Below are 25,732 nucleotides of genomic sequence, written 5' to 3' on the forward strand. Positions count from 1 at the left end.
ATCGAAGCGACCGCCATTTGGCGGACCAGCCGGGTTGCGGGGAGCCGAACGGGGGACCACGTGCAACGCCTCAGCGGGCTCGATGCCAACTTCCTCTACAACGAGACGCCTACCGAGCACATGCACACGCTCAAGCTCGCGGTGCTCGACCCTCCCGAGGGCAAGCAGTTGCCCTGGGACCTCGTTCGACACGAGGTCGGGCGCCGGATGGCCCATTGGCCTGCGTTCGCCCGCAAGGTGGTTGCGGTTCCCGGTGACCTGAACCACCCGGTCTGGGTGGAGGCCGGCGAGCCGGATCTCGGCTACCACGTCAGGCGGGCCCGGATACCCGATCCCGGCACACCCCACGAGATGGACCTCGTCGTGGCGCGGCTGGCGGGTTGGCCGCTGGACCGTCAGCATCCGCTGTGGCAGGTCTGGCTGCTCGAGGGTCGCGCGGATGGCCGCATGGCGGTGCTGGTCAAGGTGCACCACTGCGTGGCCGATGGCATCGCAGCCAACGCCCTGCTGGCATCGATCATGTCGACCGATCCCCACGCAGGCCTGCCGGCGGAGACACCCACCCGCGGCAACGAACGGGGCGAAGAGCTTCTGGGGAGCGAGCGCGACCCCGGATCGCGAGAGCTGCTCGCCCACGCGGCCAAGGATCTTGTGTTCGATGCTCTCCGCGTGCCGGCCACTGCACTCGGGCTGCGGGACTCGGTCCGCAAGCGCAGGCGTGCGATGGAGGAACTGGAGGCCGGCGGCGGCGAGATGCCGCCGCGACCGATCCTCGACACTCCGAAGACCTCGTTCAATCGGGCCATCACCGCGGCTCGCTCAGTGTCGACGTCGACCCTTGCGCTGGCTCCGATGCTGGATGTGAAGAAGCGATCCGGGGTGACCCTCAACGACGTGTTGCTCACGATCGTCGGTGGTGCGCTGATGGAGGTGCTGGCCGACAACGGCGAGCGGCCGACGATGTCGTTGACCGCCAGCGTTCCCGTGTCGTCGGAGCCGCCGCCCGAGCCGGGCCAGCCGCCGCGCCGGTCGGGAAACAAGGTGTCGAACCTGTTCGTGTCGCTCCACACCGAGATCGTCGACCCGCTGGAGCGCCTCGAGGCTGTGCACGGCTCGATGGTGGGTGCGAAGTCCCTCCACGATGCCACGGGGTCGGACCTGATGGAGACGATGCTGGGCTACACGCCACCAAGACCGTATGCGTGGGCGATGCAGCGCTACTCCGGCCTGGACGTGGCAGACCTGCACCGCGCGCCGGTCAATGTGATCGTGTCCAATGTGCCGGGGCCCCGCGAGCCGCTGTGGGTTGCCGGCGCCCGGCTGGTGGAGTTCTTCTCGGCCGGTCCCGTGCTCGAGGGAATAGCGCTCAATGTGACTGCGTGGTCCTACATCGACGCGATGGACTTGATGGTGACTGCATGTGCGAGGGCTCTGCCCGAGCCGTCGCGGGTCAGTGAGGGGATGGCCCACCAGCTGGACCTGCTGACCGACGCGTGATGTTGCGACCGGTGTCGGACCAGACAGCCCGGTGCCGCACTTGGGTGCTCAGTCGAAGAGCCAGGAGCGGATTCGGGTGCGCAGGATGTCGATGTTGACTCCCTTGGCGGCGCTGACCCACAGCACGTCGCGCGGTTCGAGGTTGCAGTCGGCAGCCAGTTCCTTGCGCCGCTTGTCGCGCCTGGACGACTTCACCTTGTCGTGCTTGGTGGCGATCACCGAGTGCGGGATCGCTTCGTGGCGCACCCAGTCGAGCATTCCGAGGTCGAGCTTCGTGGGGCCGACCTCGCCGTCCACGAGCACCATCACCATCGCCAGCTGTTCGCGTCCCACCAGGTAGTCCTCGATCATCGGGCCCCAGGTGTCCTTCACGTGGTGGGGCACCTTGGCGTACCCGTAGCCGGGCAGGTCCACCACGAGCGGTGGCGGCTCCGGGCCTTGATGCACGGCGAAGGCATTGAGCAGCCGGGTGCGGCCGGGAGTCTTGGACACCTCGGCGAGTTGGCGCTGATTGGCCAGCGCGTTGATGAGTGACGACTTGCCCACATTGGAACGCCCGGCGACCGCCACCTCGCGGGGTGAGTCCGGCAGGTGCTCGAGGTCGGGGGCCGACGTCACGAAGCGGAGCTGGAGCGGACTGGCTGCACCCATCCGCCGGCTCAGTTCTTGAGCTGCTTGGCGGCCACTCCGGCCGCGAAGACCACGGGGTCCCACACCGGCGACATCGGGGGCGCGTAGGACAGGTCGGCCATGGCCAGGTCCCGCACCGACATGCCACACCAGACCGCCGTGGCGATCGTGTCGATCCGCTTGCCCGCTCCCGGGCCCCCGACGATCTGGCCGCCCAGGACCGTGGCGTCGGCCGGGTCGACCACGAGCTTCACCGCCACGGGCTCGGCCCCCGGGTAGTAGCCGGCGCGGGTCTTCGAGTTGGCCGTGGCGGCAACCACCTTGCGGCCTATCCGCCCGGCCTCCGCCTCCGAGATGCCGGTGCGGCCGATCTCCGTGTCGTTGAACTTCGAGATGGCCGTGCCGATCACGCCGGGGAACCTGGCGCTTCCCCCGCCGAGGTTGGTGCCCAGCACGCGACCCTGCTTGTTGGCGTGGGTGCCGAGCGCAACCACCATCGACTCGCCCGTGATGCGGTGCTTCGACTCCACGCAGTCACCGGCGGCCCAGACTCCGTCGGTGCGGGTGCGCATGCACTCGTCGACCACGATGCCACCTGCTTCGCCCACGGCGATTCCCGCACTTGCGGCGAGCGCTGAGTTGGCGCGCACGCCGATGCCGAGCACGGCTACGTCCGCGGGTATCGACTCGCCTCCGGCAACCGCTGCGGTGAGCTTGCCGTCGGTGGTCTCGAATGCCTCGACAGCGGCCCCCAGCCGGAGGTCGACCCCGCTGGCGCGGATGGAATCGGCGAGCAGGGCGGCCATGTCGGCGTCGAGTGTGGCCACCATCGGGTGGTCGCCCATCTCGGCAATGGTGACCGACAGCCCGCGGGCACTGAGTGCTTCTGCGACCTCGAGGCCGATGTAGCCGGCGCCGACGATCACGGCGCTGGACGCGCCCTGTTCGATCCGACGGTCGAGTTCGATGCCGTCGTCGACGGTGCGTAGCTGCATCACCCCGTCGGCGTCGATGCCGGGCAGCGGGGGGGCGATCCCGTTGGCTCCGGTGGCTATGACCAGTTCGTCCCAGGCCTCGGTGCGTTCGACGCCGGCTTGGAGATCGACGACGGTCACGGTACGAGCCGCGGTGTCTATGGCCGTCACCTCATGGTGCACATGCACGTCGATGCCGCGTTCGCCGAACTGTTCGGGGGTGCGGGCCACCAGGCGATCCGCAGGCGAGATGATGCCTTCCACGAAGTAGGGGAGACCGCACGCGGCATAGGAGGTGCGGGGGCCCCGCTCGAACGCCACGATCTCCACGGAGTCGGCGTCCTTCATGCGACGGAGCTGTGAAGCAGCTGTCATTCCGGCGGCATCGCCGCCTATGACCACGACCTTGCGGGTTGTCATGCGTTCAGGAACCCGCGGGCATCCAGCTGTTCGTCCACGAACTTCTGGGCCTTGGTCGCCCACATGAACCCGACATGATTGCCCGGGTACCAGCAGATGTCCGGCTGGTCCCAGTGTTCCCACAAGCGGCGTGCCTGGTCGGGCGGTGCCAGACGGTCGCCCATGCCCGCGTAGATGGCCCGGGCCGACCTGGGGGTGGCGACGCCCATGGACTCTGGGCACACGACCTGTAGAACCGAGGTGGCAGTGCCGTCCAGAACGTTGTGCTCGATGGCGCGCATGTGCACGTGGTGTGGTGAGTGGTGCTTGAACATGTCGACGAAGTCGATGACCGGAATGCCGGCCAGCACCAGGTCGACCTCGCGCTCGAATGCAGCGGTGAGCGCGGTCATGTAGCCCCCGAGTGATACTCCGGTGACACCCACCTTGGTGGGGTTCTGCTCGCGGACCCATGACAGGAGCCGCCGGACGTCCCACACCGACTGCGACAGGCCGTGCACCGCGTGCATGAGGTCGAAGTTGAGGAACTGCTCCCCGCTGAGCGGGCTCGGGCGCCGGGAACCGTGTGCGGGCAGTGTGATCGCTGCGATGTTGATGCCGAGCTCGTCGTGGAGGTGCTTGGCGCGAAACGCCATCATGTCGACGAACGGTGTGCCCATGCCGAACCCGTGGATGCACACGAGCCAGGGTCGGGGCTTGTCCTTGTGGCGAAGCACCCAGGCCGACGCGGTGCGGTTGGCCTCGAATGAGTCCCACCGATCCCAGCCGGGCAACTCGGTCGGGGGCTCGTAGCCACTCGGCCACCAGATCCGTTCGTAGGCCCTGCCCATGGCCCAACCCTCACTGCTGGCCGGGTGGGTCAGCGGAGGCGGTTCGCGGTGGTAGGAGCGTGGGTCGTCGAGGTAGCCCTCGGCGGTGAGGCGTTCCCTGGCGAGCGCCAGCTCTGCGCCGACGCGCTGGTAGTCGCTGCGGCTGGGGAAGCGGTTGGGGCCAACTGCGAGCGCCATGACCGACTCGTCCATGGCCACCTGAGCGACAAGGCCCGGAGTCAGCCGGATGTAAGGGGTGCCGTCATCGTCCTCGGTCATCCGGGTCCGCATGGTCTCTGTCGCCCAACGGGCGGTCCGCGGCCCGACTGTGGTCAGCCGGGCGAGTGGTTGGCGGGCGAGGCGCTTCTCGATGCTCCTGAACGTGGAGGTGCTCCTAACGAGCAGGCCGAGTGGCGTCCACCACCGCGGGTCCTCGAGCTCCATTGCGGCTGCTTCGAACTCGGGCTCGGTGGGTCCGTCGGCGCTCCGAGTTCTCTCGGGCATCGTCGAGGTCATAACGCCTCCCAGCGGTCAGGTGGCCTCTGCGCTCATGCAGCGTAGTTGTGGTTGCGGGGCGAAGTGACGGAGGGGCTGCATCGCGCATGTTGGCGAAACCCTGCGGAACCGGATGATTCTCCTGTACCGCCCAATCCGCATCAGAGCAGTCCTGGTATCGGGCTGGGGCGCCGCGCCTCGGTAGCCTGCGCCTCGATGGGCAACCCGCCGGCCGGCCAGGAATCGGTCACGACACAGGTGGTCGAAGCCGACGACCGTGGCATCGACAGATGCGCACGCGCTCTGGCGGTCGGGGAACTCGTGGCGTTCGCCACGGAGACCGTCTACGGGCTGGGAGCCGATGCCCGCTCCCCGGCGGCCGTGCGGGCGGTCTACGAGGCCAAGCAGCGTCCCTTCGCCGACCCGCTCATCGTGCACGTGGCCGACGCTGACGATGCCGGCGGACTGGGCGACCTGGATCACGCCGACGGGGTGGCCAGGCGCCTCGTGGAGGCTTTCTGGCCCGGCCCCCTCACCGTTGTGGTGCCTCGCCACGGGGGCTTGGCCCCAGAGGTGTCCGGCACCGGCACAGTCGGACTGCGGTGCCCCGCGCATCCTGACGCGCGTGATCTGATCAGGCGCTCCGGGGTGCCCGTGGCAGCTCCCTCGGCAAACAGGTTCGGCCGGGTGAGCCCCACTGACGCACACCACGTGCTGGAGGAACTCGGCGGGCGCATTCGCTGGATACTGGACTCCGGGCCGACGCCGCTCGGCGTCGAGTCCACAGTGCTGCGCTGCACCGGTGATGGCGCAACCCTGCTGCGCCCCGGTGGCGTGACCGTCGAGGACATCACCGAGGTGCTCGGTGATGGCGTGCTCGGGGTACCACCCGGCGCGCTCGTCGCCCCATCCGGGGTGCCCGCTCAGAGCCCGGGCACCTCGTTGTCGCACTACGCGCCGGGGGTGCCGTTGGTGCTCACCGACGCAGGTGAACGCGTCGCAGACGACCTGGCCGATGCGCTCGCCTCGGGTGGCATGCGCGTGGCGAGGCTGCGGCTGCCGACAGGCGACGCAGCGGCAAGGGAGCTGTATGGCGCCCTGCGGGCGCTCGACGAGCCCGGCGGCGTTGATGCACCCGATGTCGCCGTGACCTCGACCGTGGACCCTGCGGGGCTCGGCCGTGCGGTCAACGACAGGTTGTTCCGCGCAGCGCACGGCCACATCGCCACGGACGCAACCGAGGGGTCACTCGCGTCGATCCGGCTCCGCGTCGGTGCCTGAGCGGGTCCCCGTCGGTGTCGCCACCGGCGACGGGAGGTTTCGGCGCAGCGGGGAGCGCTTGTACCATTTCTGCTCCGGGGGTTTCCCAGGCCGCCCGGCCCCGTGCGCCGCCCGGGGGCGACCCAGGGGCATCGATTGACCGAACAGGACACGCGCGAGCGCGGCTCGAGCAGCGAACCGCCGAGCACGTCGTTGGTGCGCGGGCTGGTCAAGGAAGCCAGGCCGAAGCAGTGGGCCAAGAACGTGCTGGTGTTCGTTGCCCCGGCTGCCGCAGGCCAGCTCAACCCGCTGGACGGGATGTACCCGCTCCGGCTGGCGGTGCTCTCCTTCGTGGCCTTCTGCATGGTCTCCTCGGCCACCTACATGGTCAACGACATCCTCGATGTCGAGTCGGACCGCGCCCATCCGAAGAAGCGACACCGACCGATCGCAGCAGGAGTGGTGCCCGTGCCGACAGCGGCGGTGGTCGCGGCGGTGCTGTTCGTGGGCGGCGTGGCCATCGCGTTGTTCAACCGCGGCTTCGGCGGGTCGCCCAACTGGGCGCTCGCCGGGGTGGTTGCCGGCTACGCGGTGCTCACCACCCTGTACTCGTTCTGGCTCAAGAAGATCGCCGTCATCGACCTCGTGGTCCTGTCTGCCGGCTTCATCCTCCGGTTGCTCGGCGGCGCCTATGCGACCGGTGTCGACGTGTCGGACTGGTTCCTGGTGATCTCGCTGTTCGGCTCGCTGTTCATCGCCGCGGCCAAACGCCACGCCGAGGCAGAGGAACTGGGCGACCAGGCTTCGATCCTTCGCCCCACGCTCGGCGAGTACAGCATCGAGTACCTGGGCTTCGCCCGTTCTGTGGCTGCTGCGGGAACGATCATCAGCTACTGCCTGTGGGCGGTCGAGGCCGGATCCGAGGGAGCTGCCGCGGCGGTGTCGACCCCGTGGGCGCAGTTGTCCATAGTGCCGATGCTCATAGCCGTGCTGCGCTACGCACTCCTGGTCGACCAGGGCAAGGGCTCGGCCCCTGAGGACGTGATCCTGCACGACCGACAGATGCAGCTGATGGGCGTGTTGCTCGTCCTGTGCATCTTCGTGGGGGTCTACCTGTGAGCGCGGCGACCGACGGTACCCGCACGGGCGGCCTGCTGCCGGTGGAGCACCGCCTGCTCTACGGGTGGGGGCGCACGGCGCCCACCGGAGCCGACGTGGTGGCACCGCGAAGCGACGACGAGTTCGAGGCTGCGCTCGAGCGCAGCGACGACCGCGGCCTGCTGGCCCGCGGCCTCGGGCGTAGCTACGGCGATTGTGCCCAGAACGCCGGCGGCACGGTGATCGACGGCCCGGCAAGCGCCGCCATCACCGACATCGACCTGGAGGCCGGGCTCGTCACCGCGACGGCGGGCACGAGCCTCGACACCCTCATGCGCACGATGGTCCCACTGGGGTTCTTCGTACCTGTCACCCCCGGCACGAGGATGGTGACCATCGGGGGAGCGATCGCGGCCGACATTCACGGCAAGAACCACCACCACGCGGGATCGTGGTGCAACCACGTTGTGTCGATGCGGTTGCTCGATGGCACCGGCACCATCCACGAGGTCACCCCCGGCGGCGACCCCGAGGTGTTCTGGGCGACGGCGGGCGGCATGGGCCTCACCGGGGCCGTGCTGGATGCCACGATCGCGATGAAGCCGATCGAGTCCAGCCTACTCAGCGTCGACACCGACCGGGCCCCCGACCTCGACTCGGTGATGGCCCTGATGGTCGACGGTGACGACGACTACGACTACTCGGTGGCGTGGATAGACCTGATCGCCGGCGGGTCGTCCATGGGCCGCTCGGTGCTCGACCGGGGTCGGTTCGCAACCCGCGACGAGGTCGTTGCAGCAGGGGTCGCGGACCCGCTCGAGTTCAGCACCTCGCAGTTGCCGTCACCGCCGGACCTCGTGCCGTCGGGCCTGCTCAACAAGGCCAGCATCATGGCGTTCAACGAGCTCTGGTTCCGCAAGGCGCCGTCCAGCCGTGTTGGCAACCTCCAGAGCATCGAGAAGTTCTTCCACCCACTCGACATGATGAGCGACTGGAACCGCATCTACGGCAAGCGCGGATTCCTGCAGTGGCAGTTCGTGGTGCCCGACGAAGCCCACGAAGTCGTGCGGCGCTCCGTGGAGCGGCTCTCGGGTGAGGGCATCTCCTCGTTCCTCGCGGTGCTGAAGCGAATGGGCCCCGGAAATGATGGCCACCTGAGCTTCCCGATCAAGGGCTGGACCCTCGCGCTCGACATCCCCGTCACCGCCGGACTCGACGTACTTCTCGACGAGCTCGACGAGATGGTCGTTGCCGCGGGCGGCCGGATTTACCTCGCGAAGGACAGCAGGGTCAGCGCCGAGCTGATGCCCGCCATGTACCCGCGACTCGACGAGTGGCGCGAGGTCCGTGCGAAGCTCGACCCGCAGGGCCGGTTCCGCAGCGACCTGGGTCGCCGGCTCGGCTTGCTCTAGCCGCCTACCTCGGCCTTGTAGGTGTCGAGCGCGGCCTGGAACTGCGTGTTTGCCGCGTCGAAGGTCTCGTCTATCGGAGTGCCGCCGATGAGCGAGGTCTCCAGCGCGTTTCGGACCTCGCTGCGGAACTCCTTGTAGGGGCCGATCACCGGACCCGGGAAGTCCGGGTTGACCTTCTGCAAGCTCTCGAACGCAGTGGCCAGCCACTCGCCGGGCAGGGTGTCGGTGAAGTAGGCCTGCAGCTCGGGGCTTTCGGCTGCGCCGGAGAACACCGGCAGGTAGGAGCCCTGAAGCGTCCACAGGACCTGGTTGTCGGTCTGGTTGACCCACTTCATGTAGTCCCACGCGGCAGCTACCTGCTCGGGGGAGCGGCCGACGCCCACGATGTACCAGGCGTTGCCGCCGACCTGGCCGCTGCCGACCTTCTCGAAGCCCGGCAGCTGCCCGACACCGATCTCGAGGTCCGGGATCTGGGCGCCGGAGAAATCGCCGCCGGTGTCGATGTCGTCGGCTTCGACCGTGCCGGTGATCAGGGCGTCGACGGTGGTCGCAGCGGTGGAGGTCTCGATGAGCATCGACGACGCCTGGTTGGCCACGGCCAGGTAGGCGTCGATGGTCTGGGAGTAGGCCTTGGTCTGCTGCAGGCCTTCGTTGCTCATCTCCTCCATCCACGTGGTCCACTCGGCGGTGGACTCGTTGAGGAGCTCGGAGGTGTCGGCGAGGCCCTCGCGGCCGTTGTCCATGTTGACGAGGGCATCACCGGCGTTGGTGGAGAGGTGCTCGAGCCACCACGCGTCCGCTCGGTAGACGAACGGGAAGCTGTCGGGCCGCACGGCCTTGATCGCCTCGGCGGCCGACTTGATCTCGGCCAGGGTCTGCGGGGGCGACTCGGGGTCGAGGCCGGCCTCGGTGAAGTGAGACTTGTTGTAGTAGATCACCGGCGTCGACACGCCGAACGATGCCGGCCACTGCACTCCCTGCACCGAGTAGCCCTCCTTGACCGCGGGCATGAGCTGGTCGTACACCTCCCCGGCGTCGGGGTCGGCCTCGATGCATGCGGCTGCGGGAATGGCCGACTGGGAGTCGATCATGAACTGTGTGTTGGTGTCTTCCGCCAGCAGGATGCCGGGCAGGTTCGCCGGGTCGCGCAGGGAGTCGGTGTACTTCTTCTGCTGCTCCTCGTAGGTGCCCTGGGACTCGACCCGAACCGTCACGCGGTCCTGTTCGGCGTTGTACTTCTCCGCGAGGTCGTCGAGGGTCTGTGCAGCCAGGCCGGTGATGCCGTGCCACAGCACGACCTCGACGGGGCCGTCGGCGCCATCCAGCGCATCGACGGGGCACAGCGATGCATCGACTGCGCTCTCGCTGCCGTCGCCACCGTTGTCACCCCCCGACTTCTCGTCATCGGATCCGCCGCTGCAGGCGGAGCCGACCATCACCAGGGATGCGGTGACGGCGGCGATGCGGATCGCGAGGGTGCGGCTGGGGGAGGTGCTCATTGGTTGACCCCGGTCGGGTAGTGGGACGGATGGGTTGGGCTGGGGCTGCTCAGCCCTTGACCGCGCCGGCGGTAAGGCCACGAACCATCTGGCGCTGGAAGAAGATGAGTAGGGCTACGAGCGGTAGTGCAGCAATTATTGCACCTGCGAACGCAACATTGAGTTGGTCGACACGCTCCGTGGTGAGCGTACGCAGCGCGATCTGCGCGGTCTGCCAACTGCTGGTGTCGGTGGCGTTGCGTGGCCACACGTACTGGTTCCAGGCGCTGAGGAACGAGATCACGAGGAAGGATCCTATGACCGGCTTGGCGAGGGGTACCGCGACCCTGAACAGGAAGCCGAGGTGTCCGAACCCGTCGAGGGTCGCCGCGTCGCGCAGGTCGCGCGGAATGCCCATGAACCCCTGGCGGATCAGGAAGATCCCGAGTGCCGTGGCCAGGAACGGGAACGTGAGTCCGGGCACCGAGTTGAGCCATTCGAGCTCGCGGATCGTGCGCACGTTGGCGATGAGCGTGACCTCGATCGGCAACAGCAATGTGCCGATCACCAGCGCGAACAGGGTGCGCTTGAACGGGAAGTCCAGGAACGCGAACGAGTAGGCCGCCAGCACCGAGGTGAGGAACTGGGCGCCCACGATCACCAGCGTCATCACGGCGCTGATTGCCATGGCCCTCGCCAGCCCGGCGTCGGACCAGGCCCTGGAGAACACGTCCCACTCGGGATTGACGAAGGTGAGCGGTTGGCCTTCGGCGATGTAGGCGAGCGGAGCCGAGATGGCGCGCAGGATCAGCATGTAGATCGGGAAAAGGATCACCACCGACAACGCGGTGAGCACCACGTACCAGCCGACCTTCGGCCAGACGCGCGGTCGGCTCGGACCGTCGCCGGGCTCGACCTGTGGCTCCGTGGAGCTTGCGGGCGCCTCAGTCGCCATAGTGCACCCGCCTCGAGAGCATTCCGTACTGGGCCGCTGCCACCGCCGCGGTCAACACGAACAGCCCCAGGGACATCGACGCCTTGACTCCGGTCGGTCGAATGCCGGTGGGATCCGCGATCTTGAACAGCAGCGTCTGGGTCGACGTGCCGGGCCCGCCATTGGTGAGTAGTTCAACCTGTGCGTAGGCCTGCAGCGCGAAGACCACCAGCACCACCGCGAGGAACAACAGCGACGGGCTGATGAGCGGCACCGTGATGCGAAAGAAGTGCCGCACAGCGCCATAGCCGTCGAGGGTCGCCGCCTCTTCCAGTTCGGCGGGCACCGCCTGCAGGGCCGCCAGCACGATGATGAACGTGAGACCCAGGTTGCCCCAGACCGACGACAACGACACCGAGAACAGCGCTGTGTCAGGGTTCTGCAGGCTCAGCCAGGACACTTCGCGGAAGTAGCCGACCTCCGGGTTGACCAGCGTGAAGAACACCACCGAGGCGACCGCCACGGAGGTGGCCACCGTGGAGGAGAACACGGTCTGGTAGAAGCGGATGCCGCGGAGCTTGCGGTTGGCCGCCACCGCCAGCAGCATCCCGAGCAGGATGCCCAGGGGAACCGTGTAGAGCATGTAGAGCCCCGAATGGGTGACTCCCTCGATGAAGTCGCTGCCGGTGAGTGTGTCGGTTATCTGGCTGGGGCCAACCCATGTCGGGTCGCCCCTGCCGAAACGGTTCTCACGGTGCAGCGCCATGTCGAACAGGCGGTACAGCGGGTAGTAGGCGAACACGCCGAACACAGCCAGAGCCGGCAGCAGGAAGGCCCAGCCCAGGAGGCCGTCCTTGATGCGTTGCGCGGTGGTGCGGGTGGGGCCGCGCCGGGCGGACTCGACCGTGTGGGTCACTCGGCGTCCAGCCGAAGAGTCGTGGCGGCGTCGAACAGGTGGACCCGGTCGGTGTCGGGCACGAGGTGCACCGTTGCCTCGACCTCGGGGATCGGGGTGTCGGCGTCGAGGCGGGCGACCATCACCTCGCCCGCCACGCGCACGAGCAGGTGGCGTTCGTGGCCGAGAAGCTCGATGTTCTCGACCGTGCCGGACAGGCCGGTGCCGTCGCTGAGCTTGAGGTGCTCGGGGCGCACGGCAATCACGACAGCCTGCCCATCGGTGGCTCCATGGGCGTCGGAGATCGACACGGTGCCCACCTTGGTGGAGATGGTGGCTCCGGCCTCGCCGGGTGACACGGTGCCCTCGATCGTGTTCATCGGCGGACTGCCGATGAAGCGGGCGACGAACAGGTTGGCCGGCTGTTCGTAGACCTCCTGCGGTGGCCCCACCTGTTGCACACGGCCCTCATGGATGATGGCGATGCGGTCCGCCATCGTCATTGCCTCGACCTGGTCGTGGGTGACGTAGACGAACGTGGTGCCGAGGCGCCGGTGGAGCTCGACCAGCTCGAGGCGGGTCTGGGTACGCAGCTTCGCGTCGAGGTTGGACAGCGGCTCGTCCATCAGGAACACCTGGGGGCGCCGCACGATCGCCCTTGCCAACGCAACACGCTGGCGCTGGCCGCCGGAGAGCTCTCCGGGCTTGCGGCCGAGGTACTCGGTCAGCCCGAGCGTCTCTGCCGCGTCGGCCACGAGCTGTTTGCGCTTGTCGGCCGCCACCCTGTTGGAGCGGTTGGCCACCAGCGGCGACTCGATGTTCTTCTCCACGGTCATGTGCGGGTACAGCGCGTAGCTCTGGAACACCATTGCGATGTCGCGTTCCTTGGGAGGCACATGGTTGACCACCCTGTTGCCGATCGACAGGATGCCCTCGGTGACCTCCTCGAGGCCCGCGATCATCCGCAGCGCGGTCGACTTGCCACACCCGGATGGACCGAGGAGCACCATGAACTCGCCATCGGTGATGTCGAGGCTCATGCCCTCGACCGCGACCACTTCGCCGAAGTGCTTGCTCACGTCATCGAAGATGACTCCACTCACTGGTCCTCCGTCGGTTGGATCGCGACCCAGCGCGATCGCGCTCAGTCTCGCGCGGCGCGTGGCGGGTTTCCGGTACCTGTGGTGGACGCGGGGTGAACTGTGGTCAGCATGTGATCCGCGGCCAGGGCGGCAGCGGGCATCCGCCTGCGAACGAGTTCGGCGGCGGTGCGCGCATCGGATGCCACGTAGGCGTCGACCTCCTCGGCCGAGGCGAGGTGCAGTGCCTCGCGGTCCAGCTCGACCGGGTCCATCCCGACCAACCGGGCGAGCGGCTTGAGGCCGCACGACAGGCCCAGGCTGCGACCCACGTCCGCGCGGTAGAGCACGTACCCGTCGAGCTGCACCAGGTTGTGCCAGCGCCCCCGCACCGCGCGGCGGTCGGGCTCATGACGCGACCCGCGGCTGGGATCGTCGCTCAGCTCAAGGCCGAGGTCGATGCCCAGGAGCTCCGCACGCCTCGCCACGAATGGCAGGTCGAAGGTGGACCCGTTCCAAGTGACCAGGTAGCCGGTCGGGATCGTGGACAGGAAGTGATCGGTCTTGGCAAGCAGTTCGGCTTCGTAGCCGGTGAACACCTCGTCGCACGAGTCGGTGGACACAGCCGTGGCCACGACCGCAGCCGTCTCGGGGTCGAGCCCACCGCTGGCGGTGTCGGTCTCGATGTCGAATCCCACCAGCGGTGCCGTGGTGCAGTTGGCTGGGGTAACCAACCCGGACAGGTCCATGGGAGCATGGTAGGACGGGGCTGAGACACAACCCGGCTACAACGCCCACACGACCGTTGGGAGCCCCAGGAGATGGCCATGGCCGAAGCCGACTGCGCGTTCTGCGCGATCGTGAGCGGAGGGGCACGGGCGCACGAGGTCTGCCGCGGCAACGGCGTGGTGGCGTTCCTCGACCATTCGCCGCTGTTCGAGGGCCATGTGCTGGTTGTTCCCGACGAGCACTTCGAGACGCTCGCGGACCTGCCCACCCAACGCATAGCTGCATACTTCGCAGAGGTGCAGCGGATCTCGGCCGCGCTGCCGGCCGCGCTCGGCTGCACCGGCAGCTTCGTGGCGATGAACAACATCGTTTCCCAGTCGGTGCCGCACCTGCACACACACGTGGTTCCCCGCACGCGTGGCGACGGCCTGCGAGGGTTCTTCTGGCCACGCACCCGCTACGAGTCCGACGACTCTGCCGCGAGGACGGCGGCGGCCATCGCAACGACCCTCGGCGCCACGCGCCGGGGTCGACAGGGCGGTCGGCCGCAGCGCTGAGACCCGTGCCAAGAACGCGTGCGGGGAAGGGGTCACGCTGGCCGGTACGATCGCAGCCAACGCCCGGGCCGTCCGTTGTCCGCCGCGACGCCCGCAAGAACCGGGCAGCAACCCCTGATGGCAAGACACCTCATCACCAGCGCACTGCCCTACATCAATGGCGTGAAGCACCTCGGCAACCTCGTCGGGTCGATGCTGCCCGCAGACGTGAGCGCCCGGTACCTGCGGGCGGGGGGTCATGAAGTGCTCGCCATCTGTGCCACCGACGAGCACGGCACACCGGCCGAGCTGGGCGCCCTCTCCGAGGGCATGGACGTGGCCGAGTACTGCGCCCGCCACCACGACACCCAGCGCGAACTCGGCGAGAGGTTCGGCCTCTCGTGGGACTGGTTCGGGCGCACCTCGGCACCGCAGAACCACGAGCTCACCGCCCACTTCGCGCGGCGGCTGCGTGACGAGGGATACACCGACATCCGAACCACCGCGCAGGTGTACTCGCTTGCCGACGGGCGTTTCCTGCCCGACCGCTACGTCGAGGGCACCTGCCCCAACTGTGGATACGAAAGGGCTCGCGGCGACCAGTGCGAGAACTGCGGCAAGCAGCTCGAGCCGACCGAGCTGATCGACCCGCGCTCTGCGGTGTCGGGATCCACCGAACTCGAGGTCCGCGACTCGGCACACGTGTTCCTGGCCCAGTCGCAGCTGGCCGAAGGCATCCGGGCCTGGGTCGACTCCAAGGAGGGCTGGCCCCAGCTCACCCGCTCGATCGCCTACAAGTGGCTCGACGAGGGCCTCGAGGACCGCGGCATCACCCGTGACCTGTCCTGGGGCATCCCTGTCGACCCCGATGACTTCCCGGAGGCCGCCGGCAAGGTCTGGTACGTGTGGTTCGACGCACCGATCGGCTACATCTCGGCCACCCGCGAGTGGGCCGACGCCGGCCGCGGCGGCGACGATCCGGATGCGGCATTCGACCGCTGGTGGCGTCGTGACTCCGGCGCCGCAGACGTGACCTACACCCAGTTCATGGGCAAGGACAACGTGCCGTTCCACACGCTGTCGTTTCCGGCGACGATCATCGGCTCGGCCGAGGACTGGGTCCTGGTCGACCGGCTCAAGTCCTTCAACTGGCTCACCTACTACGGCGGCAAGTTCTCCACTTCCCAGGGCCGCGGCGTGTTCATGTCCGACGCCCTCGACCTCGTGCCGGCCGACTGCTGGCGCTGGTACCTGATGGCCAACGCCCCCGAGTCCGACGACTCCAGTTTCACCTGGGAGCTGTTCGGTGAAGCGGTCAACAAGGACCTCGTGGGCACGTTCGGGAACTTCGTGAACCGCACCGCCAGCCAGGTGAGCCGGCATTTCGGCGACGAGGTTCCCGCAGGTGGCGACGACGAGGAACCCGAAGCCGAGCTGTGGAGGCGGGTCGAGCATCGGCTGGGGGAGTACACCGAGGCGATGGACGCCTTGCAGTTCCGCCGGGCCACAGCGGCGCTTCGCGCTCTGTGGGCCGAAGGCAACCTCTACCTCGAGCAGCGCGAACCGTGGAAGACCGTCAAGGTCGACCGCGACCGCACCGCCTGCACGCTGCGCAATGCCCTTCAGGTCGCCCTTGTGGACGCAGTCGCTGCGGCTCCGTTCGTGCCGGAGGCGTCCGGGCGGTTGCTTGACGCGTTCGGGGGCCTCGGCGGTGCGAAGCTGTTGCTGGACGCGTCGCTTCCCGGCGCGGCCCGCGACGCGGTCGGTGCCGGAGACCCCTTCACCGGGCCGGGTCTGTTGTTCTCCAAGCTCGACGATGACCAGCTCACGCAGTGGGCGGACCAGTTCGGCGGCGAGCAAGGCGCCACAGGCGGATGAGTTGACCACCACAGACACCCCACCAGCACAACCCGAGGAACCGCAGGAACCCCTGCGGCCGCGCAAGCGTCCCAACGTGTTCGTGCGGTTCACGAAACGCCTCGGGGCTCAAGGGGCGCGGGTGATCCTGCTCGCCGCGATCATCGGCGTGTCAGGCATGGCCATCGGTTACGCGTTGGGCTACCCGCTCCGCTACGTCGACTACGAAGCATCGGCCGCGGTGTCGCTCGACCAGTCCTCTCTCGCCGGCACGATCGACGTGGTCAACGCGCTCGTGAGCCCCGATGACCTCGGCCCGGGTTGGAAGCCGGGAGACGAGACGCTCGGGTCATTCGGTGTTCTGGGCGCGGATGTGTGCGGCGAGGTGATCGAGACCCCCACGCCGTTGTCGGCCAAGGAGGCTGCGGTCTGGGTGGACGAGACCAACGGGGCGCGGATCATCTCCCAGGCCCTCCGGGTCGACCGGTGGAAGGCCGCCGAGGAATACGTCGACGACGTGGCCGACACGCTCGGGGAATGCGAGACCTTCTTCCGCGAGGTCAATGGCGATCAGGTGAAGGTCAACTCGTCGGACCTCGACCGTGACCCGCCGATCACCGACCACGTGGACCGTCGCTACCAGTCGCCCGACGGGGTGCAGGACTGGTCGATGATGGCGGTCGGCGATGTGATCATCGCCATCCAGTACCTCGCGGCCACCCCACCGCCGGAGGGGTTCCTCGACGACCTGGAGCGATCGGTGCTGTTGCGCATCGCACCCGCCGAGTTCTCCCCCGAAGGAGTCGACCCGGCGGTTCAGATACCGCAGCTTGATGACACGGGCAACCCGGCGTTGACGACGACCACTGCTCCCGGCGGCTGATTCCGCCCCGGAAGCGTTCCTGGCGCCGTGGGCAGCGGTGCTGTCGGTCAGAGCTGGTCGACGATGCGGTGGAAGGACTCGGCCGGGCCGCACCCGAAGCGTGCGCCCGTGTCGGCGAGCTGGGCGCGCTCGCGGTCTCGGAAGGCCTCCAGCACGCCATGACGGTCCTCGCCGGGCTCGAGGCGGTAGAAGTGGGTTGTCTCGAGCTGGCTCTCGTGCGCTTCGAGCGCCGCCAGCTTCGCGGCGGTGTCGGCCGCTGCGACTTCCTCGAGGTGGTCCACGACATCCGATTCGAACAACAGCAACAACGATGGCCGGTGGACCTCGAGGCGGCCGGTGAGCTGTTCGGGGTGGAAGAACGGGTCGCGTGCCGCCACGATGCCGTCGACGGCCAACTGGCCCGCAGCACGGTGGTCGGGGTGCAGGCGGTACCGGCGCCACGGGTCATGTCCGAGCACCGCTTCGGGTCTGAGCCTGCGCAGTACGGCGGACACCTCGGCTCGGGTGGCCACATCAGCCACGAGTTCGCCATCGGTGCGCCCGAGGAAGACGACCTCGCCGGTCGCACCGAGCGCAGCCGCGGCATCTCGTTGCTCCTGCTGGCGGCGCCTGACCAGGGCCTCGATGTCGGCTTCGGCGTCCCAGGTGCCTTTCGAACCGTCCGTGAGCACCAGGTGGTGTACCTCACATCCTTGGCGGGCCCACTTCGCGAGGGTGGCGCCACACTGGAACTCGGCATCGTCGGGGTGGGCCACGATCGCCAGGGCACTCGCGGGAACGTGGTCCCCGACCACCGGCTGGTCGCCACCCGAATCGGCGGCCGGGCGCACCATGGTCAGTTGTCTCCGTCGACGAGAGGCGCGGCCAGCGCGGGTTGCGGCAAGGTCCCAAGTTCTGCGGGCGGCTCCAGGTCGGCAGGCTCGTCCACGTCCCACCCGAGCGCGGGGTCGGCCAGCTCCACCAACTCGAGGCCGAGATCCCTGGCCTGCGCGCAGTGCACCGCGAACGAGCCGGGGCCGTAGCCGAGCTTGAACCGCTGCGCAGTGGGTATCGACAACACGTTGGTGCCGTCGCCATGACGGTCGGGTGCGATCACCACCTCGCGTTCACCAACCACCGCGAGGTCGGCCAGCCCGGAAGCAAACGGCAGGTCGGCATGCGCGATCACGACCCGCTCGGTGCCGGCCTCGGTCGCCTGCGTGAGGGCTTCACCGAGCGCACCGTTGAGGTCGAGCCCGGGTGTCCAGCACACAGAAGCGCCACGTTGGCGGGCCCAGCCCGCAACCTCGTCGTCGTCGCACACCACGGTCACCGCCAGGCTGCCGGCGGCACCGATCACCACGTCTGCCATCGCCCGGGCGAGTCCGACCCGCTGTGAGGGGGTGAGCGCGGAGGAGAGCCGGCCCTTGGCCCGGCCGAACGCCTTCACCGGCACGAGCAGCACGGCTGAGGGGGCATGTTGTGCGTCGCTCACGTGCCGGATCATATGGTCGGCCGCCGTTTGCACACCCATCGGCCCCGGGTCCGCGGGCCCCTGGGGCTGGCCCGTCGGCGGGGTGGCGGATTCCCGAGATGCTGCGCTTCGCGCTTTGGACCGCCCGCCGGCGCGCCTGCCTCCTATGGTGAGCCGATGCACATTCGCGTCGCGGTCATCGGTGGTGGGTCATGGGGAACGACTGTCGCGCACCTGGCGGCACACTCGGTTCCGACCGTGCTGTGGGCACGACGCTCCGAGCAGGCCCAGGAGATCAACGAGCACCACACCAACAACCGGTACCTCCCGGGCTTCCAGCTGCACTCGGATCTGTGGGCCACCGACGACCTGCGAGAGGCCGTGCGGGGCGCGGACGTGATCGTCATGGGGGTGCCGTCGCAGGGGTTTCGCGAGGCGCTCGAGCAAGTCGCCCGCTACGTGCGTGCCTGGGTGCCGGTGCTGTCGCTCACCAAGGGCCTCGAGCAGGGCAGCCGCCTGCGCATGACCCAGGTGATCCACGACGTGCTGCCCGGCCATCCCGCAGCCGTGCTCACCGGGCCCAATCTGGCCAAGGAGATCCTCGCCGGTGACGCCGCGGCGGCGGTGGTCGCCACTCCCGATCCCGTGGTGGCACAACACCTGCAGAGCATCTTCCACCAGCGTCTGTTCCGCGTGTACGTCAACCCGGACGTCACCGGTTGTGAGGTGGCCGGTGCGCTCAAGAACGTGATCGCGATCGCGGCGGGCATGGCCGACGGCCTCGGTGCCGGTGACAACACGAAGGCGGCGGTCATCACCCGTGGCCTCGCGGAGATGTCGCGCCTGGGTGAGGCGATGGGAGGCCAGTTCGCCACGTTCTCCGGCCTCGCCGGCATGGGCGACCTGATGGCGACATGCATGTCGAAGCAGTCCCGCAACAGGTTCGTGGGGGAACAGCTCGGCCGCGGCCGCACCATCGACGAGGTCATCGAGGAGATGAACATGGTGGCCGAGGGGGTCAAGACTTCCCGGGTGGTGATGGAGCTCGCCCGTGAGCACAACGTCGAGATGCCGATCGCGGCCGAGGTTCACTCGGTGTGCCAGGGCGAGGCCACTGCGGTCGACGCCTACCGCGGGCTGATCCGCGGCCAGGACGGCGGCGTGGAGCATCCAACCCTGCATTTCAGGGACAGCTAGCACGCTGCGGCGCCGGCACCGGACCTGTGCCGTTGGGGCCGCGCAAGGGGCGCTGGCGTAGCCTCGCGGAATGGCTGAAGCGAGCCCCCCGCCGCCAGGACCGGCTGCAGACGAAACCGGCGAGTCGGTGGTTCGCGTGCCGGTCAGGCGCGTACCTGTGCCACCCGTGCCGCTTGGTGTGCGGCTGGGTGGCGATGACGGTCCGAGGCGGGCCACAACACCACTGGGCACCGTCGACTCGCCGGTGCTGGGTGAGGTCGACCCAGCCGGGCGTGTGCAGCCGGCCGGACGACGGTGGTCGTTCGACTGGTGGGTCGGCTGCGAGGACCGTTGGCACCACCCGTCGATGGAAGCCAACCGCAGCCACGGACCCCACGGCGCCTCACCAGTGAGGGAGACGACGCTTCGGGTGCCGGGTGGCGACATCGTGCAGCGTGTTGGCGGCCTGGTCGCCACCGCCGGTGACTTCTCGGGCCCCACCATCTCGGTGGAGATCGAGAACCGCAGTGCCGTTCCGGTGGCGCTCGCGTTGGTGCTCACCGCATGGGAACTGGATGGGCCCGGCTCCCTCGCCGAGGTGAGCCTGGACGACCCCGGCGGCACGGTGGTCTCGGTCGATGGGGTGCCGGCCGTCCTGCTGGACCGCCCCGCATCGAGGGCGGTGGCCTGCTCTCGTGGTGAAGCCGCCAAGGCCCTTGCCGCCGGCGAGGACAACGAGGTGGCCCCGGGCGCTGAGTGGACCGCGGCTACGGGATCGGACCTGGAAGTGGCCCTCGTCGTCCCGCTCGCGCACACAGCCACCGTGCGCCTGCTGATCACGGGACCGGATCGCAAGGGCCGCACAGCCCCAACGTCGCCGTGGACGGCTCCTCCGCTCGAGTCCGTGGCCAGCGGTTGGGGCACCCATGGCGAGCACGACCCCCGGATCGTGGCTCCCTACGACGCCTGGGGCGACTTCGTGTCGTGGTCCGCACCGATGCTGCGTATCGCGGGGCCCGCCGAGGTGACCGACTCGCTCGACCCGGCTGCCGCCCCGCCCGCCGGCCAGAGCTGGGGGCCACGGCTCGGATCAATCTGTGAGGCACTGGCCGGTATCGACTCGGCCGACGCCACCAACGCGGTGGCGGGAGCACTCGTGCGGGCGCAGCGATTCTCGGGCCGGGTGGAACCTGCCGATGGAAGCGACGCCACCGCCGCCCTGCTCTGGAGCGCCGGGGCCATGCTCGTCGGACCCGACGGAGCCGGCCTCGCTGATGACTTCGTGGGTCCGGTGGCCAAGGCGGTGCGCCATCTCGACAAGCGCACGCGGAAGTCCGGGCATGCCGACGCCGGCGGGGTGGGGCCTCGACGATGTGCGGCAGCGTTGCGCCATGTGGCGGTGGGGCTGGCCGCGGTCGGCCAGCCCGAGGTGGCAGCCGATGCCCTCGCCCTGGCGCAACGGCTCGACCTGGACGCCACCGGCGAGGGTGCCCTGCAGCCGGTTACCGGAGCGGGCACGGGCACATTCGGTGACGCCCGCAGCGAGCGCGACGCCGGGTGGTCCGGTGACGCGTCCGGTCTGAAGCATCTCGCGGAGCGGGTGCAGCCTCGGCGAACGGCAGGTGTGGCTGACGCGGAGCCCTCTACCGCGACCAGCGGGTTCGACGTCGCCGAGTTGGCGGAAACCCGCCTGGCCCTGCTCGACGCCCTTGTCGCCGACACCCAGCAGGGGCCGGCGATCCTGGCGGTGTTCCCCGATGCGTGGGCCGGCCAGGGAGTCGAGGCCCACGGCGTGCGCACCGCGTGGGGCCAGGTCTCGTTCGCCCTGCGGTGGCATGGCAGTCGCCCGGCATTGCTGTGGGAGGTGACCCCCTCGGTTCCGGGCGCCGAGACCACCCGCACCGCACCGGTGGTCAGTGCCCCCGGAGTCGATCCAGCGTTCAGCGCCACGCAATGGTCGGGCGAGGCGCTCCTCGTGCAGCCGTTGCCCGCCGAGGAGCCGACCGCGTCCGACGCCCCTGGCGAGGGACAATCATTCACATGACCCAGCCGACCGCTGCCCGCCGCGCCGCAACCCCACGGCGCAAAGGACCGGTAGTGCTGCTCTCCGCTGTTGCGGCTGTGTTGTCGATCGCACTGACGGCGTGCACTCCCGAGGAGTTCCAGCAATGGTGGGTGCAGCAGGGCAACCCGCCGATGGCGGAACCAGAACTGAGCAGGGCGGCCGCCGGCGCCACGAAGTTCTGGGAGGAGGTCGGCCGTCGCAACCGGTTCTCGCACTCGGTGTCGTCGATCGACGCCGCGCTCGCGGCGCGCATGACCCCGACCTCATGGCGGCCGGGCTGTCCGGTGCCGTTGTCGGAGCTGCGCTACCTGAAGCTGTCGTACATGGACTTCAGCGGTGCCGAGCGCACAGGCGAGCTGGTGGTGCACCGTGACGCGGTCGACGTGGCAGTGGCGATGTTCCGGCTGATGTGGGAGGAGAACTTCCCGATCGCATCGCTTCGCCTCGTGGACGACTTCGGCGGCGACGACGACGCATCGATGGCTGCCAACAACACCTCTGCCTTCAACTGCCGGTATGTGGCCGGCACGACGCGCTGGTCCAACCACGCGACGGGCAGGGCCATCGACATCAACCCGATACAGAATCCGTGGGTATCGTCGCGGGGCGTCGAGCCTCCGGCCGGGGCTGCGTTCACCGACCGCTCCTCTGTGCGTCCCGGCATGCTCGTAGCCGGTTCCCCCGCGGTGCGGGTTGCCGACTATGTCGGGTGGGGCTGGGGTGGCCGCTGGTCGTCCTCGAAGGACTACCAGCACCTCTCCGCCTCAGGTAACTAGCCCGTTCACGGCGCCGCACCGGCGCGCCAGGAGACTGTTCCTTCATCTGCACTCGTGGGCGCGGATGGGGCAGCTGTGTGACTGGACGAGCAGCGAGCAGTCGTGTGGCGCGAAGCAGTGGGGTGGCGCGGTCAGGCAGCGGTGACGGTCACTGGCAGTGACTCCAGGCCGCGGATGGTGAAGCTCGGCCTGTAGTGCGGCCGCCCGGTGGTGTTGCCGGCGGCCTCGAGCGCCGCAGTGTCGAGCTCCACCGACGCGAACCCGTCGAGCATGGCGCCGAAAATGATCTCGCCTTCGGCGCGCGCCAGGTGGGCACCCAGGCAGTGGTGCGCCCCCCAGCCGAAACTCAGCGGTGTCGGCACGGTGCCGTCCTCGCCGGAGAAGCGGGTGACGTCGAAGCGGGCGGGGTCGGTGTAGGTCGACTCGTCGTGGTTGCCGGCACCCTGCATGATCACGAACTGGTCGCCGCGCACCAGCTGCTCGTCCAGCAACTCGACCGGCTTGAGCACGGAGCGCACGTTCATCTGAACCGGGGAGTCGTAACGCAGCATCTCCCAGATCGCAGATGGCATGAGCGAACGGTCTGCGCGCAGCAGTTCCATCTGCCCGGCGTGCTCCATGAGCAGGCGCAGGCCGTTGCCGATCAGGTTCGAGGTGGTATCGACGCCGGCCGCGTACAACAGGAGCGTGTTGGCAATCAGCTCTTCCTCGCTCAGCCGTTCACCCTCGGCCTCGACCTGGATCAACGCAGTGAACAGTGCGTCGTCGGGCTCGGCGCGCTTTCGTGCCGCCAGGTCCACGAAGTACTCGGCGAGCTCGCTGGTGGCCGCCTCTCCAGCGGCGATGGCGTCGTCGTCGGCGGCGGCGTCGATCAGGGAGGTGCCGCGGTGCACCAGCGGTGCGATCCGCTCGCTGTCCGCCATCGGCACCCCCAGCAGTTCGGATATGACCGTGACGGGGAACGGCATCGCGATCTCTGCCATCAGGTCACCTCCGCCCGCCGCAGCCATGCGCTCGACGCGGTTGCCGATCAACTGCGCGAGGCGCGGCCGCAGAGCTTCGATGCGGCGCGGGGTGAATTCGCGGGCGACCAGACCCCGGATGCGGGTGTGGTCCGGCGGGTTGAGGAACAACATCACGTTGGAGTCCTCGTCGTTGCGTCGCTCCTCTCGCCCCGACAGGGTCCCGTTGAACTCCATGTCGCTCTCGGGGCGACCGAGCTTCGGGTGGCGCAGGGCCTCGAGGCAGTCGTCGTAGCGGGTGAGCACCCTTGAGCCGAAGCTGCTCCTCCATCGACCGAACTCGGAACGCATGCGTGCGTAGAGGGGGTAGGGGTCCTGGCGCCCCTCGTCGGTCAGCACCGCCTCCGCGAGCAGGTCGTCGGCGGTCGAGGTGTCGGTCATGGCCCAAGTCTGCCAGCAGCGACGATGGCCGCGTGACTGGGTTGACGTGTCAGCTCAGCGGCCTGACCTGTTCGGTCGGGAACCAGGCCGGGAGGACGTGCAGGTCCGACTTGCGGCGCAGTCGCAGACCCTCGGGCTTGCTCTCTGCCACGGAGAAGCCAGGCACCCAGCGGCCGGAGAAGTCACTTCTCACCTCGACCTCGGTGCCCACTCCGGTCGAGCGGTCGGTGTCAGCCGCGGCGTGGGCGGTGTGCTGGTCTGTCTCGTCGATCATGTGATCTCCTCCGCCACGTCTGTCGGGTTCTCGGTCGACGGACCTTGATGGGCAATGAGGCCCAACGCGTCTTCGTCGCAGCACCACCCGGTGCGTATAGGCGCCGTTGGTCCGTCGCCTTGACCGCCCGCAGGTAGGGTCGGTTCCATGCCACGTCGCCGCCGGGGGCCGACGCTCAGCTTCGAGCGGGAGTTGTGGGAGGCAGGCCATGACGTGGTCGTGGGCCTTGACGAAGTCGGCCGGGGGGCATGGGCGGGACCGCTCACGATCGCGGCCGTGGTCCTGCCAAGGGACCGCCGGGTCTATGGGGTGCGCGACTCCAAGCAGCTGAGCGAAGCGCGTCGCGAGCAGCTCTTCGACCGCGTGAAGGACTGGTGCGATGCGGTCGGGGTGGGTCACGTCGACCACGATGAATGCGACCAGCTCGGCATGTCCGAAGCACAGCGGCTGGCCGCTCGCAGGGCGCTCGATTCCCTCGGTGTCGTTGCCGACCAGGTGCTGGTCGATGGTCCGTGGGACTTCGTGGGCGGGGGCAACACCCACACGATCGTGAAGGGCGACGCGAAGTGCCTGTCGATCGCCGCGGCTTCGATCGTGGCCAAGGTGAGCCGTGACCGCATGATGCGGGCACGGTCCCGCGACTACCCCGCCTACGACTTCGACCGCAACAAGGGCTACCCGTGCCCGCGCCACAAGCTCGCACTCAAGGGATATGGCCCCACGCCCATCCATCGCCACTCGTGGGCATTCATGGACAACCTGCCGTGGTTGGCCACCCGCGTGGATCCGGTGTCCGCGCAGGGGCAGCTGTTCGACGAGCGTGACTGTGGACCCGTGGCGCTGAACCTGCTGGGGCCGACCTGGTAGTCGGCCTTAGGGTGCCGCCATGGCGTCACAGCAGCACATCGACCTGAGCCATCCGATCAGCGAGGGGCTCGTCACCTATCCGGGCCTGCCCGAACCGAGGGTGTCCACGCACCTGTCGCGCGAGGCGGCCGAGGAGGCGTACGGACCGGGCGTGACGTTTTACATCGGCGTGGTCGAGATCTGCACGAACACGGGCACCTACCTCGACGTGCCGTTCCACCGGTTCGCTGACGGCCACGACGTGGCCGAACTCGCACTCGACCGCGTCGCTGCGGTGCCTGCGGTGTGCATCGACGGCCGGGGAGAGCGCGCTGTCGACCTGGCAGGCGTTGGACCCGACCGGCTGGAAGGGCACGCAGTACTCGTGCGCACCGACCATTCGCAGCACTTCGCCACCGACGCCTATGCCGTGGATGCGCCGTACCTCACCGAGGGTGCGGCGGAAGCGCTGGTCGCTGCCGGCGTCGCCTGTGTGGGCATCGACTCGCTCAACATCGACAACACCGACGACCTGCGCCGTCCTGTGCACACGGTGCTTTTGCGCGCCGGCATTCCGATCATCGAGCACCTCCGTGGCCTCGGCGGGTTGCCGGCGGACGGGTTCACCTTCACAGCCGTGCCGCCCAAGATCGAGGGGATCGGCACCTTCACCGTGCGCGCCTACGCAACCGTGCCCACCGCCTGACGAACCGCCTGATGGCGGCGGCGGAGGAGAGACCATGGCGGATCGGT

At 68.7% G+C, this 25,732-nt stretch carries 24 protein-coding genes; 12 read left to right on the forward strand and 12 right to left on the reverse strand.

What is annotated here, in order from left to right; translation table 11 throughout:
- Positions 1-60: 60 nt before the first annotated feature.
- Complete coding sequence (locus GY812_01155) at positions 61-1,497, forward strand: wax ester/triacylglycerol synthase family O-acyltransferase (protein ID MCP4434092.1); 1,437 nt, start codon at positions 61-63, stop codon at positions 1,495-1,497.
- Positions 1,498-1,545: 48 nt separating this feature from the next.
- Here the strand turns inward: GY812_01155 and ysxC are convergent, their stop codons facing one another.
- From ysxC to GY812_01170, 3 genes are read right to left on the reverse strand one after another with little or no spacing between them, the layout of a single operon-like run.
- On the reverse strand, positions 1,546-2,148 hold the full coding sequence (gene ysxC, locus GY812_01160; protein ID MCP4434093.1) for a ribosome biogenesis GTP-binding protein YsxC: 603 nt from the start codon (positions 2,146-2,148) through the stop codon (positions 1,546-1,548).
- Between the two features lie 8 nt (positions 2,149-2,156).
- Positions 2,157-3,521, reverse strand: a complete 1,365-nt coding sequence (locus tag GY812_01165) for an FAD-dependent oxidoreductase (protein ID MCP4434094.1) — start codon at positions 3,519-3,521, stop codon at positions 2,157-2,159.
- Positions 3,518-4,834, reverse strand: a complete 1,317-nt coding sequence (locus tag GY812_01170) for an alpha/beta hydrolase family protein (GenBank protein MCP4434095.1) — start codon at positions 4,832-4,834, stop codon at positions 3,518-3,520. The genes GY812_01165 and GY812_01170 overlap by 4 nt, the downstream gene beginning before the upstream one ends.
- Positions 4,835-5,041: 207 nt before the next feature.
- Here GY812_01170 and GY812_01175 point away from each other — a divergent pair, with 207 nt between their 5' ends.
- From GY812_01175 to GY812_01185, 3 genes are all read left to right on the forward strand, one after another.
- Positions 5,042-6,106, forward strand: coding sequence for a threonylcarbamoyl-AMP synthase (locus tag GY812_01175; protein MCP4434096.1), 1,065 nt, complete (start codon positions 5,042-5,044; stop codon positions 6,104-6,106).
- Between the two features lie 135 nt (positions 6,107-6,241).
- Positions 6,242-7,204 carry a decaprenyl-phosphate phosphoribosyltransferase gene (locus GY812_01180; protein ID MCP4434097.1) on the forward strand — a complete coding sequence of 321 codons (963 nt, stop codon included), beginning with the start codon at positions 6,242-6,244 and terminating at the stop codon, positions 7,202-7,204.
- A gap of 98 nt (positions 7,205-7,302) precedes the next feature.
- Positions 7,303-8,595 carry an FAD-binding oxidoreductase gene (locus GY812_01185; protein ID MCP4434098.1) on the forward strand — a complete coding sequence of 431 codons (1,293 nt, stop codon included), beginning with the start codon at positions 7,303-7,305 and terminating at the stop codon, positions 8,593-8,595.
- Here the strand turns inward: GY812_01185 and GY812_01190 are convergent.
- From GY812_01190 to GY812_01210, 5 genes are read right to left on the reverse strand one after another with little or no spacing between them, the layout of a single operon-like run.
- The gene (locus tag GY812_01190) at positions 8,592-10,094 is read right to left on the reverse strand and encodes an extracellular solute-binding protein (GenBank protein MCP4434099.1); all 1,503 of its coding nucleotides are present in this window, start codon (positions 10,092-10,094) and stop codon (positions 8,592-8,594) included. The genes GY812_01185 and GY812_01190 overlap by 4 nt on opposite strands.
- A gap of 49 nt (positions 10,095-10,143) precedes the next feature.
- On the reverse strand, positions 10,144-11,028 hold the full coding sequence (locus GY812_01195) for a carbohydrate ABC transporter permease (GenBank protein MCP4434100.1): 885 nt from the start codon (positions 11,026-11,028) through the stop codon (positions 10,144-10,146).
- Positions 11,018-11,923 (reverse strand): sugar ABC transporter permease, encoded by a 906-nt coding sequence (locus GY812_01200; GenBank protein ID MCP4434101.1) that lies wholly within the window; start codon positions 11,921-11,923, stop codon positions 11,018-11,020. The genes GY812_01195 and GY812_01200 overlap by 11 nt, the downstream gene beginning before the upstream one ends.
- Complete coding sequence (locus GY812_01205) at positions 11,920-13,005, reverse strand: ABC transporter ATP-binding protein (GenBank protein ID MCP4434102.1); 1,086 nt, start codon at positions 13,003-13,005, stop codon at positions 11,920-11,922. The genes GY812_01200 and GY812_01205 overlap by 4 nt, the downstream gene beginning before the upstream one ends.
- Positions 13,006-13,046: 41 nt before the next feature.
- Positions 13,047-13,730, reverse strand: coding sequence for a hypothetical protein (locus GY812_01210; GenBank protein ID MCP4434103.1), 684 nt, complete (start codon positions 13,728-13,730; stop codon positions 13,047-13,049).
- A 78-nt stretch (positions 13,731-13,808) separates the two neighbouring features.
- Between GY812_01210 and GY812_01215 the strand changes: the two genes are divergently transcribed.
- From GY812_01215 to GY812_01225, 3 genes are all read left to right on the forward strand, one after another.
- A complete protein-coding gene (locus GY812_01215) occupies positions 13,809-14,267 on the forward strand; it encodes an HIT family protein (protein ID MCP4434104.1) in 459 nt (152 codons plus the stop codon).
- 117 nt (positions 14,268-14,384) lie between these two features.
- The gene (locus GY812_01220) at positions 14,385-16,124 is read left to right on the forward strand and encodes a methionine--tRNA ligase (protein MCP4434105.1); all 1,740 of its coding nucleotides are present in this window, start codon (positions 14,385-14,387) and stop codon (positions 16,122-16,124) included.
- A gap of 1 nt (position 16,125) precedes the next feature.
- A complete protein-coding gene (locus GY812_01225; protein MCP4434106.1) occupies positions 16,126-16,986 on the forward strand; it encodes a hypothetical protein in 861 nt (286 codons plus the stop codon).
- Between the two features lie 47 nt (positions 16,987-17,033).
- Here GY812_01225 and GY812_01230 read toward each other — a convergent pair whose 3' ends face one another.
- On the reverse strand, positions 17,034-17,819 hold the full coding sequence (locus GY812_01230; GenBank protein MCP4434107.1) for a PIG-L family deacetylase: 786 nt from the start codon (positions 17,817-17,819) through the stop codon (positions 17,034-17,036).
- A gap of 2 nt (positions 17,820-17,821) precedes the next feature.
- A complete protein-coding gene (cofC, locus tag GY812_01235; GenBank protein MCP4434108.1) occupies positions 17,822-18,460 on the reverse strand; it encodes a 2-phospho-L-lactate guanylyltransferase in 639 nt (212 codons plus the stop codon).
- Between the two features lie 156 nt (positions 18,461-18,616).
- Here cofC and GY812_01240 point away from each other — a divergent pair, with 156 nt between their 5' ends.
- The 3 genes from GY812_01240 to GY812_01250 all read left to right on the forward strand — a co-directional run bounded on the left by GY812_01240 (position 18,617) and on the right by GY812_01250 (position 22,456).
- Positions 18,617-19,636 (forward strand): NAD(P)H-dependent glycerol-3-phosphate dehydrogenase, encoded by a 1,020-nt coding sequence (locus GY812_01240; protein ID MCP4434109.1) that lies wholly within the window; start codon positions 18,617-18,619, stop codon positions 19,634-19,636.
- 70 nt (positions 19,637-19,706) lie between these two features.
- Positions 19,707-21,659, forward strand: coding sequence for a hypothetical protein (locus GY812_01245; GenBank protein MCP4434110.1), 1,953 nt, complete (start codon positions 19,707-19,709; stop codon positions 21,657-21,659).
- 152 nt (positions 21,660-21,811) lie between these two features.
- Positions 21,812-22,456, forward strand: a complete 645-nt coding sequence (locus tag GY812_01250) for a M15 family metallopeptidase (protein ID MCP4434111.1) — start codon at positions 21,812-21,814, stop codon at positions 22,454-22,456.
- 131 nt (positions 22,457-22,587) lie between these two features.
- Here GY812_01250 and GY812_01255 read toward each other — a convergent pair whose 3' ends face one another.
- Complete coding sequence (locus GY812_01255; GenBank protein MCP4434112.1) at positions 22,588-23,859, reverse strand: cytochrome P450; 1,272 nt, start codon at positions 23,857-23,859, stop codon at positions 22,588-22,590.
- Positions 23,860-23,908: 49 nt separating this feature from the next.
- Complete coding sequence (locus tag GY812_01260) at positions 23,909-24,133, reverse strand: hypothetical protein (GenBank protein ID MCP4434113.1); 225 nt, start codon at positions 24,131-24,133, stop codon at positions 23,909-23,911.
- Positions 24,134-24,280: 147 nt separating this feature from the next.
- On the opposite strand from GY812_01260, the gene GY812_01265 reads away from it, so the two are divergent.
- Complete coding sequence (locus GY812_01265) at positions 24,281-25,000, forward strand: ribonuclease HII (GenBank protein ID MCP4434114.1); 720 nt, start codon at positions 24,281-24,283, stop codon at positions 24,998-25,000.
- Positions 25,001-25,019: 19 nt separating this feature from the next.
- Positions 25,020-25,685, forward strand: coding sequence for a cyclase family protein (locus tag GY812_01270; GenBank protein MCP4434115.1), 666 nt, complete (start codon positions 25,020-25,022; stop codon positions 25,683-25,685).
- The last annotated feature ends 47 nt before the right edge of the window (positions 25,686-25,732 follow it).

Source organism: Actinomycetes bacterium, assembly GCA_024222295.1.
Taxonomy (GTDB): Bacteria; Actinomycetota; Acidimicrobiia; order Acidimicrobiales; family Microtrichaceae; genus JAAEPF01.

Coding starts and splice junctions, on each gene's coding strand:
- ysxC (MCP4434093.1), bottom strand. CDS start 2,148: ATGGGTGCAGCCAGTCCGCTCCAGCTCCGCTTCGTGACGTCGGCCCCC.
- GY812_01165 (MCP4434094.1), bottom strand. CDS start 3,521: ATGACAACCCGCAAGGTCGTGGTCATAGGCGGCGATGCCGCCGGAATG.
- GY812_01170 (MCP4434095.1), bottom strand. CDS start 4,834: ATGCCCGAGAGAACTCGGAGCGCCGACGGACCCACCGAGCCCGAGTTC.
- GY812_01175 (MCP4434096.1), top strand. CDS start 5,042: ATGGGCAACCCGCCGGCCGGCCAGGAATCGGTCACGACACAGGTGGTC.
- GY812_01190 (MCP4434099.1), bottom strand. CDS start 10,094: ATGAGCACCTCCCCCAGCCGCACCCTCGCGATCCGCATCGCCGCCGTC.
- GY812_01195 (MCP4434100.1), bottom strand. CDS start 11,028: ATGGCGACTGAGGCGCCCGCAAGCTCCACGGAGCCACAGGTCGAGCCC.
- GY812_01210 (MCP4434103.1), bottom strand. CDS start 13,730: ATGGACCTGTCCGGGTTGGTTACCCCAGCCAACTGCACCACGGCACCG.
- GY812_01215 (MCP4434104.1), top strand. CDS start 13,809: ATGGCCGAAGCCGACTGCGCGTTCTGCGCGATCGTGAGCGGAGGGGCA.
- GY812_01220 (MCP4434105.1), top strand. CDS start 14,385: ATGGCAAGACACCTCATCACCAGCGCACTGCCCTACATCAATGGCGTG.
- GY812_01230 (MCP4434107.1), bottom strand. CDS start 17,819: ATGGTGCGCCCGGCCGCCGATTCGGGTGGCGACCAGCCGGTGGTCGGG.
- GY812_01240 (MCP4434109.1), top strand. CDS start 18,617: ATGCACATTCGCGTCGCGGTCATCGGTGGTGGGTCATGGGGAACGACT.
- GY812_01245 (MCP4434110.1), top strand. CDS start 19,707: ATGGCTGAAGCGAGCCCCCCGCCGCCAGGACCGGCTGCAGACGAAACC.
- GY812_01250 (MCP4434111.1), top strand. CDS start 21,812: ATGGCGGAACCAGAACTGAGCAGGGCGGCCGCCGGCGCCACGAAGTTC.
- GY812_01255 (MCP4434112.1), bottom strand. CDS start 23,859: ATGACCGACACCTCGACCGCCGACGACCTGCTCGCGGAGGCGGTGCTG.
- GY812_01260 (MCP4434113.1), bottom strand. CDS start 24,133: ATGATCGACGAGACAGACCAGCACACCGCCCACGCCGCGGCTGACACC.
- GY812_01265 (MCP4434114.1), top strand. CDS start 24,281: ATGCCACGTCGCCGCCGGGGGCCGACGCTCAGCTTCGAGCGGGAGTTG.
- GY812_01270 (MCP4434115.1), top strand. CDS start 25,020: ATGGCGTCACAGCAGCACATCGACCTGAGCCATCCGATCAGCGAGGGG.